The sequence below is a fragment of the Phaeobacter sp. CECT 5382 genome (genome assembly GCF_001457775.1).
Lineage (GTDB): Bacteria > Pseudomonadota > Alphaproteobacteria > Rhodobacterales > Rhodobacteraceae > Pseudophaeobacter.
Genome location: NZ_CYSG01000036.1, coordinates 1 through 9,883, shown reverse-complemented (window position 1 = coordinate 9,883; position 9,883 = coordinate 1). Strand labels below are relative to the sequence as shown.

The following is a 9,883-nucleotide window of genomic DNA, read 5'->3' as shown; positions in this document are numbered from 1 at the left end:
GTTGGTGGCCCAGGGGGCTGGCACGGTGCTGACCGGGGGCAGTGGTGCGGATCAGTTTGTCTTTGCGGCGGTGGCGGGGCGGGTGGGGGGGACTGATTTTCCCCCCGGCGGAGAACAGCTGGGTCTGTCGGTGATCCCCCGCCCTTATGGTGCCGGCCCGGTGCAGATTACAGAGCGCGCCGGCGGGCGTGAACTGTCCCTTTGGGGGACTGAAATTCGGGGGCACAGGGCGGGGGGTACGGCGCTGCCCCTGCAAGACATCGGGCGGGATGGGCGTTTTCCCCCGCCGGACCGGGTCGCGCTGGCACCGCCACAAGAGGATGGCCTCCAATATGGCGGCAGCGGCGCCGACCACCTTGAGGGGGGGGCAGCGGCGGATATCATCCAGGGTCTGGACGGCGATGATGTACTGTTTGGCTTTGGTGGCGCCGATCGTCTGCTGGGCGAAGAGGGGCTGGACACTCTGGACGGGGGCACCGGAAACGACACGCTGAACGGCGGCGCGGGGGCTGACCAGCTGAACGGTGGCGCCGATGCGGATCATCTGTCTGGCGGCAGCGGTGCGGATCACCTAGTCGGCGGCACAGGCGCTGATCGTCTGTATGGCAATGCGGATGCCGATCGTCTGTATGGCAACGCGGATGCTGACCGCTTGTATGGCAATGGTGGCGCTGACCGTCTTTATGGTGGCATGGGCGCCGACCGTCTTTTTGGTGGCGTGGGGGCGGATCTTCTCAAAGGGCAAGGCGGCAATGACCGTCTGTTTGGCAATGGCGGTGCCGACCGTCTTTTTGGTGGCGTGGGGGCGGATCTTCTCAAAGGGCAGGGCGGCAATGACCGTCTGTTTGGCAATGGCGGTGCTGACCGTCTTTATGGTGGTGCGGGGGCTGACCTTCTCAAAGGGCAAAAGGGCAATGATCGCCTGTATGGCGGCCCGCGCGCTGACAGTCTGGAGGGCGGCGCGGGAAAAGACCGGCTCTATGGCAACGGCGGCGAGGATGTGCTGATCGGAGGGAGAGGCAATGATCGGCTCAAGGGGGGCGGTGGCGCGGATGTCTTTGTCTTTGAAAGCCGTCACGGATCGGATCGGATTCTGGATTTCAAACCGGGCCGGGACCAGATCGACCTTAGCGGGCTGCAGCTGGGCGCGGATGGTTTTGCCGATCTCACCCTGGAGCAGAAGGGCGCGGATGTCCTGATCAGAACCGGCAGTGGCCGGATCCTGCTGGAGGATCTGTATCGCGCAGAGATTGTGACTGATGATTTTCTATTCTGACCTTAGCTGTTTTGGTCCAGCCTGTTCCGGGTGTGCACAATCGAAGAAATTTTGCATAACACACATTATAGGTTTTCAGATTGATGGAGGGGGCCCATTCTAAACTGGGAAGCGACTTTTCCTCTATCCTGCTGGAAAGTCTGGAGAACAGTTTATGAACCGTACCGAGTTGAATCTAGCCGAACAGCGCACAATCGAAGATCTTTTGCATAGAAAAGTCAAAGTGACTGAGATCGCACGACGGATAAATCGTCATCGTGCAACCGTGTATCGTGAAATCAAGCGTACCTTCTTCAAGGACGACGAACTACTCCAGCTGAATGGCTATTACGGAATGTTGGCGCAGAAATCGGCAGCCCAACGACGTGCGCGGCGGCGCGAGCTGGTGCGTATTCCTGAACTCCGATAGTCTGTGATTGATCGGCTCCAAGAGGGTTGGTCACCTGAACAGATTGCTGGCCGCCTGAAGCTCGAAGGCCATGCAACCTCTGTCAGCCATGAAACGATTTATGCCTATGTCTACAGTGCGGATGGTCAATCCCAGACTTTGGCGAGGTACCTACCGGAGCGCCGCAAAAAGAGAAAACCTCGTTATGCCCACAGCCCGCGCGGCAAGATGCTCCCACTGGAACGCTCAATCCACAACAGGCCCGAACACATCAAAACCCGTGAGAAATTTGGCGATTGGGAAGGAGATTTGAGGATCTTTCGTCGTGAACACGGCAAAGCCAACGTTGCATCTTTGGTCGAGCGTAAGACAGGCTTTGCAGTCTTGTTCTGAAACAATGATCGCAGCTCAAAGCATCTCATCGCGAGGCTGATGGATATCATGGAACCCCTCCCCTAAATCGCCCGCTAGTCGATTACTTTTGATCGCGGGATTGAGTTTTCAGGCTGGAGAAAGCTGGAAAGCGGGATCGGAACACGTGCCTGGTTCTGTGATCCACAGGCACCTTGGCAGAAAGGGGGCGGCAGAAAGGGGGCAGTCGAAAACTTGAACAAACGTGCGCGCTGATACTTGCGGCGCGACATCCCGATGACGGCACTCTCAAATCGTGACATGAAGGCGATTTGTGACTGCCTGAATGGAACACCTAGAAAGTGTTTGGGATGGCGAACACCATCGGAGACATGCGCCGATGAACTCAGAAAACTAGGATAGAGAAATGTCGCAACCTAACTTGAGCTCACATTTATGTGTCGTGGGGAGCGAGGCTTAAATCGCCTTTCGGCGCCATATCCGTGTCTCGGGTGGTTGTCATCGATTTGGCCAGCACCCACAGGCCAGCGCCAAGATCATTAGCCCCCTGCTTGCGTCTAGGCCCACTGGTCAGCGCGATCGGCACTGCATTCTGGCGGAATTCTCTCGTTCGTTTCAGTCCCAGTGCTCCTCTCCTTTGGTGCAATGAATGCTCTCAAAGGGGCGGCATCTAGCCGTGACAGCTCCACTTTGACTGTTAGGTGCGACGTAACAGACGGGTGATTTTCCGGATTGGCGCGGTCAAGCGCCACGAGTGGCTGGCCTGAAGCGCTAGGTTGTCATACTCGACCCTTTCGCGATGCTGGCGCTCAGCTTCGATACGATCCTCGAGCTCCTGCACCAGACGGGTCATTGTCGCCAACTCCTGAAAACGTTTTTGTAGATCAGCATCTCGCGGTATGACTCTTTGTTGGCTGGCCAGGAGCTCCTTTGCGCTTTCCGAAAGCTGGTCGGCGTTGCGCTGTGCTTCGGCGCGGGCCTTCTCCAGATCGGATTTTAAATCGGTCTGTGCCAAGCGTTCCTGTTTGATCGTATGCGGCGCCTCGGCCAATTGGCGTACGGCTTCCTGTTTCTGAATGCGATGCGCGTCTGTTTCAGCCAGCTTCTTGCCTGTATCCGCAAGCTCACCTTTGAGCCTGGACAGATTGACCTCTATGCTATCACGTTCGGCAACGCGCTCACGCAGCAGCAGCTGCTGCTGTTCGAGCGCATCGCGCAAATCGTTCGCGGCGGTTCTTTGTGATTGTGCCACCTCTTTGGTGTCGCTGATCTCGACCTCAAGTGCGGCGATGTGCGCATCATGTTCCATTCGGGCCTTGGCCAGCGTATCCGACAGCGCCTCGGCCTCTGCACGGGCGGCGGCGGCATTGGCCTTCTCAGTCGAGACCAGGGATTCGAGATCTGTGACCTGCTTACGCAGGTCGCTCCCCGCCGTCTCAATCTGGCGCAGCTTGAGGCGGGTACTGTCACGGTTCGAGGCGATCATGCTCATGGCTGGGGCGGCTTGATCAAATGCATGACGGGTTCGATCTAGCGCGGCGTAGTCTTCGGGGCTTTCCCCATCGATAGCCCAGCGTTCCATGATGGCATAGCTGCTTCGGATCCATTCGCTCATGTTGGAGTCCTCAAGCACCTTTTCGGGTGGTGTATCGAAGTGTCGCAACGCTCCTTCTAGGAATTCATTCACCTCGGCGGTGACACGGTTGGACTGGCGCGGCAGGCTAATACCCAACCCCTCTTGCAAGCGCGCACTATCGCGCGCCCAGTTGTCGAGAAAGCGGGCATAGCTCACAAAGTGGCGGGGCATACCACGGGTGAACCGCTCAGCATCAAGCACATGACGCAGCCACAGCAGGAGGCAGTGGTCAGTCGTCAGATCGTGGTGTTTCATCAGCGATGAAACCACATCAAGCGGATTGCGGTGGATATGCAAAAAGAGCGGGTTGGATCCCATAGCCTTCAGCGTATCGAGCCAGAACGGGACAAGTCGACAAACGCGAGGATCCTTGAACACGAACAGCCGCGAGTCTGCGAACTCCTGCGTCAGCGTGTCTATGGCCCGCTGCTGGTACTGCTTGGCGTGGGCGCTGTTGAACCAGGTCTCGTTGAGCGGTCGCCAATCAGACCAAGAACTATCAGCAGACGTGAATATCTTACCGTGAAGTTTGTAAATTTCCTGAGATTCGAAGAAGCCCTTTGGATTGGCGGCGCTGGCGGCCATGGGGTGTCCGGGACCGTCACAGCCGAGCAGCGACAGGACACCCGAAAAAGCCGATGTGCCCGAACGATGCATTCCCAGGACAACGATCGCCTGTCGTTTTGTTTTGCTAATCGCCTTACTCGCCTTTTTCGCCATCGTCAGGCCCCTCCAAAATTATTCAATTCCGCCGCGTGGTTCCTGCGACGGTCTGTGCCGTCCCAACGGGCGGCTGAAACGATGGGATGGCCCCCACCACCTCGCTCAGCCGACAAGAAGATCGACAATTTCGTGACTGGCCTTCAACACATTGCGCTGTTCCCACACATTTTCGAAGGCCTGCTGGCGCATCGGTTCAAAGCGGGCGCGATCCTTGATGATGGCTGCGGCCTTCTCGTACCAATCAGCAGCGTCCCGGCGGCAGCCCACCGCCAGCCCTTGGGTGATCGCGTCGTCGTAAGCCGTGCATTCCGAAACCAGCGGCAGCAATCCCATTGCACCGTAATCGAGGATCTTGATGTCAGATTTTGCACGATTGAATGGGCTGTCAACCAGCGGCGCGATTCCCACGTCAAACTGGGCCTGCGCTGATAGCCAGCGCACAAATTGGGGGTAGCTTCCCTTTTCCATAGGGGGGGGCAGGCGCCGGATCCAATCATGCAGCGGCGGCTTGCGCACCGCACCGACCAGCGTAAGGTCGAAGGTATCAGGCATCTCGCGACCCAGCCGCTCGAAGGCCGGCAGGACTTCCTGGAAGTCACCGTCATGGGTGGCGGTCCCCATGTAAAGAAAGCGCACCTTGGGGGCATCAAACGCGGTGCTGACCTGCTTGCGGTAATTGCGCCAGAAACGCGGATCGAGATTGTTGCGCAGCACCCGCTTGGCACCGGGCACATGCCTGTATAGCGCCTCAAGAGCCGGTGTTGAGAACCAGGTCTCACGCGCTGCCGCCATCAGCGTCTGCAGCACGGTATCATCGGCTTTGTGCTGGTCGTGCAGGTGGAAGGCATCGTCAGTATCCACGTAGAGCGATACCCCTAGCAGTCTGAGCCGCTTCAGCAGTATGTTTGCGGCGGCCTCTTCGCGAACGGCGATGCGCTGTACGATGCAGATGTCACACTCATCAAGCTGAGGATCCTCCACCCCGTTCAGGATGACAATCTCAAGTCGAGTGCTGGCATAATCGCTGGTCAGAGGCGCGATCAGCCGGATGAAGGCTGAACTTGTGGGCCAGGCGCGACCGTGCTGCAAAATCAGGCCCACCCGCTTGCGCCGCCCTATGAGACCGGGGGTAAAGGAGCGGGACTGATGCTCGTTCTGGGGGGCTCCGGCGGCCTTGGTACGGACCAGGGCACGGCCGATATGGTCGACGATCTGCGCCGCCCTGGCATCGAAACTATGTTCTGCATGGACCAGATCCGAGGCGGCGCGGCGCTGCGCCTGCGACACCGGTGGGAACGGGGTATCCAGCGTAGCCTTGAGGTCATCCTTGCTGTCTACCATCTCAACGACACCACCCAGCAGTTGGTCAATTGAGTCGATGCGGTCCGACACCAGCCGCCCGCCGCATCCGACCACGTCAAAGATGCGGTTGGACACAATGCCGAAATCGCGCATCGAGGCCCAGTGGTCGTTTAATACAAATCGTGCATTGGCGTAGACATCGGCCAGCTCGTTATTGGGCACATTGTCTTTACGGACCATCTCGTCTGGCACAAAATTTTCCCAGCGCTGGCCGTAGATATCGATAGCGATCCCACTTTCGACCGACCAGCGCACGATTTCGCGGAACTCGTTGCGCGAGTTGCCCACGAAGACCCCCGGATCATCCGGGTGATTTTCATGCGCGCGAAAGCTGAACCGGCTGGAATCGGTGCATTGCAGGAGCGGATAGACGGGCCGCTCCAGAACCTTGCTGAGGAGCGCCGCATAAGACGTCGATGCCACGAAGATCAATTTGTAGCTCGAATACTCCTCGTAGGAGATCTGGTCGGGGTGGCTAATGTTCCATAGGATGCTGAATTCGCTTGGTTTCGGCTCGTAGGCCGAAAGCCCGCGTAGTACCAACGTCACATCGGTAGATCTCACGGGGTGCTTGTCCCAGCCCTCGAGAAAGTCGATGCGCACCTCGTGCCCAAGCTTTTCGAGCGCATGTTTGAGCGATTCCGCATAGTGAAAATCGCCCCAGGCCATGCGCACCGCGAAGGGAGCAGGGATCTTGATTGCAAATTTCAGCGACAGCCGGTCGAAAGTCTCGGCGGTAGTGGCCAAGCCCATCTTGTTTTTTTCGTAAACGATCTTGCGGAAGATGTACGGCTTTGAGGTGGTGATGCGGGATGCATCATCGCTGTCCTCGAAATAGATGCAGCCCAAAACCGGGCAGTAGGCGGCGGCGTTCTCGCGTGTGTAGCGCAGGATGAGATCCCAATCGACCATGCGCTCAAGCGTTTCATCAAAGGGGCCGTATCTCTTCACCATCTCGGCGCGATGGCCAAAGACGTTCATGTCGATATAGTTACCCGACAAGCACTGATCCCAATTGAACGGCTCGCCGCGATATCCGATCACTTCCTTGCGGGCATTTTGCAGCCGCGATGCGCCATACATGCAGTCGGTTTCGGTGATATCGAAAGCCACGACCATCGCGGACAAGAAATCGGGCACCCAGACATTATCGGAATCCAAATAAAAGATCAGCGACCCGGTGGCGTTCTGGAGCCCCGTGTTGCGCGCCGCGCTCACCCCTTTGTGGTTGTTCCAAAAGGTTCGGATGCGCGTATCATCCGCGAATCCTTCCAGCACCTCACGGGTATTATCGGTACTGCCGTCATCGACAATCAGTAGCTCGAAATGACCATGTGTTTGCGCCTGCACCGACCGCAGCGCTTGCGCGATCCGGTCGCCGCGGTTGTAGGTTGGCATGATTACCGAGACCTTGGTTCCTTCGAAATGACGGCGGTTGCCTGCATAAAGCATCGCCACCGCCGACAGCAGTTCATCCTCGAGTTCGGTATCGAAACTGGAGAACAGCTTTTGCGGCTTGCCGTCCAAGGTGGCGGACAAGATACGTTTGATGGTTTCGCGCGCCTCGGCCTCGGTGGCAAAATTGCGGATCGGGGCCTGCAATTTTGATGCGGAGAAACTATTGCCGCCGCCGCGAACGTCGGGGCTATGGGAGGCCCGGGTCCGCCGACCTTCCTTACGGCCGTATTGCTCGAAATGGACCAGCGCGTTTATTCCGGCGCGCGCCACGTCAGAATACATGCGAAGGTAGTCAGCCGTGCAAAAGTCGGGTCCAGGATCGCGCCCCAGCATTGCTCCGAACCGCAGAAAATGCTCGGTAGGCGACATCCCTGTCAGAGCGACGTCGGGGTAAGTTCTGCTGTACCAATTCGGATCGAAGAGTGGGCTATCGGTAATAAGTGAAATTTCTTTTTGTGAAAAAGACATTCTAATCCTTAGGGTGTGCTGGGTTGGCAGCGCCAGGATGCCACTCGTTCTCGGAAAGATTTGCAAGATTTACTGGCACACTTGGTTGATTTTGCCAAGGAATACCACCTTATTTTCCGGGTTGCTGCTGCCTAACTTGACGCTATAGACCTCCGCCCGTATCGTCTTGCGAAACCCTGCAAAACGATACGGCATGTCCCTGGCGCGACGGCAGGGACATGATGGTAAATTTTGAAGGAAATAACTTTTACATGACTAGATTCATCGTTCATGTAGGAGATGGAAAATGTGGCAGTACATCCATCCAGAACAGCTTGTACAATGTTCGGGAAAAGCTGCGTGGCCACGGCATCATCTACGGCACTAGCACCCCCAAGAACGGTCATTTCAGTCTGGTTACCTTGGTCGGGCGCACGCGCGGGTCGGCAAAACTCGCTGAAGAAAACGCACAAAACACGATCGAAATGATCCGCAAGGGCTTGGCTGCAGGAGATGCAGACACAGTGCTACTGAGCGCGGAATCGTTCTTTCAAATCGGCCCCGAAAACCTGCTGACCATTATGCGCAAGATCAGCGACCATATCGACCGTGTCGACGTCATCGCCTATGTGCGCTCACCGCATAACATGTACCTGTCACTGGTCCAGCAAACGCTGAAGGGCGACAGTCGTTTCACCCCACCTGATGTCTATTCGCGCCGGATAGACAACATACTCGACAGCTGGAGATGCTCTGAGCACATCGACAGCCTGACAGTTCACAACTTCGACCGTGACATGCTTGTTGGTGGTGATGTCGTCACGGATTTCGAAAGTATCCTACGCGATCTCACTGACCACGAGACGCTATCGCTGCCGCCTGCTACCGAGAACACCTCTCTGTCCGCCGAACAGATCGTAGTGCTGCAGCAATTCCGTGCCGAATGTCTCAAGGCTCATGACGGCAAGGCACATCGCGACAGCCAGGCCGTGGTGGCTTACTTTGAAAGCCTGACCTCGCTTGGTGTACCAGGCAGTAAACCTGTGTTGACCACGGCAGCCCTAGCCAACCTGCGGCGCGGCAATGCTGCGATAATCGAGAGGATGAACACCCGCTTTCCAGGACTAGAGCTGAAATTACCCGAAGTGGCTCCCGAAGTGCCCCCGGAAGAGCGTAAAGACACCTCGGATGACCGATGCTGTCCGACGGACAGTACGGTTGAGACAATTCTCGCTCGGGTCGACCCTAGGATCTGTGAGATTCTGCGCGGTCTCATCCCCGGCTTTCATCCGCAACTCACTCAGAATGATATTTCTGACATCGTTGAAACGCTTCGAAAACTTGCCACCATCCATGGGTTCAATCTCGAACCAGTCCTGCGCCGTACGGTGGCTTTCTGGCGCGCTATGAAGTCGCCTGTGCGCGCCGATATCCTGGCTGAAATGCTGGCAGATCCAAATACTGTTACGGCACAGACGCCGCATCCGATGATCCTTTACGGCAAGCAGCGATGGCTGTTTCTCAAATCCGACAGTAACCGTGTACAGGAGCAGATCGCGGGCACCTTCCCGCTGCCTGAGGACTTTCAATTCCGCTGGGCGGAACTGTTCGAGCAGCGTGCCGAGATGGCCCGACAGATGGGCTATCGCTATTGCTACAGCGTCGCACCAAACAAAGAATGTGTATATGCAGAACAGCTTCCCGACAACATAACCGTAAGCGAAGATCGCCCGATTCGCCACGTACTGGCTGCAGCGAAAGGTCGGGTACTTCACCGCTATCATCTTGAGCCACTGCGGCGCATGGCACTGCTTGGTGAGGATAGCTTTGTACGGGGTGACACGCACTGGAACCATGATGGGGCGCTCATCGCTTTCAACGAAACAATGCGCGCGCTTGACCTACCCGAGCTTCCAGTGTCCGACTTCGTAAGTGAGCAACGCGATATCGAGGCAGATCTGAGCATCAAGATGGGCGTGCTCTGCCCGACTACCGTCCTCACCATTCGCAATCCGCGCTTCAGGTTGGTTGACAACAATCAGGTCAACAACATCGGTCAACGCAGGATCTATGAGAACGAGGACAAGAGCCTGCCAAGTTGCGTTTTCTTCCGCGACAGTTTCACTTCGCACCAGCTTGATATGTTTGCCTCACGGTTCTCGCGCATTGTTTTCCTTTGGCAGCCCAACATTGACTACGGTATCGTTAAGGCTGAATCTCC

Annotated in this window: 6 protein-coding genes and 1 pseudogene; 4 read left to right on the top strand and 3 right to left on the bottom strand. The window is 57.0% G+C overall.

Features of this window, described 5'->3' with window-relative positions; genetic code table 11:
• The 3 genes from PH5382_RS19000 to PH5382_RS20240 form a co-directional block, all read left to right on the top strand.
• Nucleotides 1-1,276, top strand: a 1,276-nt coding sequence (locus tag PH5382_RS19000) for a calcium-binding protein (RefSeq protein WP_231751945.1), incomplete at its 5' end; no start/stop codon positions are given.
• 154 nt (nt 1,277-1,430) lie between these two features.
• On the top strand, nt 1,431-1,685 hold the full coding sequence (locus tag PH5382_RS20245) for a helix-turn-helix domain-containing protein (protein WP_231751944.1): 255 nt from the start codon (nt 1,431-1,433) through the stop codon (nt 1,683-1,685).
• A 3-nt stretch (nt 1,686-1,688) separates the two neighbouring features.
• A complete protein-coding gene (locus tag PH5382_RS20240) occupies nt 1,689-2,057 on the top strand; it encodes an IS30 family transposase (protein WP_231751943.1) in 369 nt (122 codons plus the stop codon).
• A 427-nt stretch (nt 2,058-2,484) separates the two neighbouring features.
• Here the strand turns inward: PH5382_RS20240 and PH5382_RS20235 are convergent.
• The 3 genes and pseudogenes from PH5382_RS20235 to PH5382_RS18985 form a co-directional block, all read right to left on the bottom strand.
• Nucleotides 2,485-2,661 (bottom strand): annotated as a pseudogene (locus PH5382_RS20235) (IS3 family transposase); the annotation flags it as partial.
• Nucleotides 2,662-2,733: 72 nt separating this feature from the next.
• Nucleotides 2,734-4,392 (bottom strand): sulfotransferase, encoded by a 1,659-nt coding sequence (locus PH5382_RS18990; protein ID WP_058335956.1) that lies wholly within the window; start codon nt 4,390-4,392, stop codon nt 2,734-2,736.
• A gap of 105 nt (nt 4,393-4,497) precedes the next feature.
• Nucleotides 4,498-7,683 carry a glycosyltransferase gene (locus PH5382_RS18985; RefSeq protein ID WP_082645772.1) on the bottom strand — a complete coding sequence of 1,062 codons (3,186 nt, stop codon included), beginning with the start codon at nt 7,681-7,683 and terminating at the stop codon, nt 4,498-4,500.
• Nucleotides 7,684-7,904: 221 nt separating this feature from the next.
• Between PH5382_RS18985 and PH5382_RS18980 the strand changes: the two genes are divergently transcribed.
• A partial coding sequence (locus PH5382_RS18980) for an alginate O-acetyltransferase AlgX-related protein (protein ID WP_231751942.1) occupies nt 7,905-9,883 on the top strand: 1,979 nt, incomplete at its 3' end.

Bases quoted from the DNA above. Each gene is read 5' to 3' on its own strand.
- PH5382_RS18990 (WP_058335956.1), bottom strand. From the start codon at position 4,392: ATGGCGAAAAAGGCGAGTAAGGCGATTAGCAAAACAAAACGACAGGCG.
- PH5382_RS20245 (WP_231751944.1), top strand. From the start codon at position 1,431: ATGAACCGTACCGAGTTGAATCTAGCCGAACAGCGCACAATCGAAGAT.
- PH5382_RS18985 (WP_082645772.1), bottom strand. From the start codon at position 7,683: ATGTCTTTTTCACAAAAAGAAATTTCACTTATTACCGATAGCCCACTC.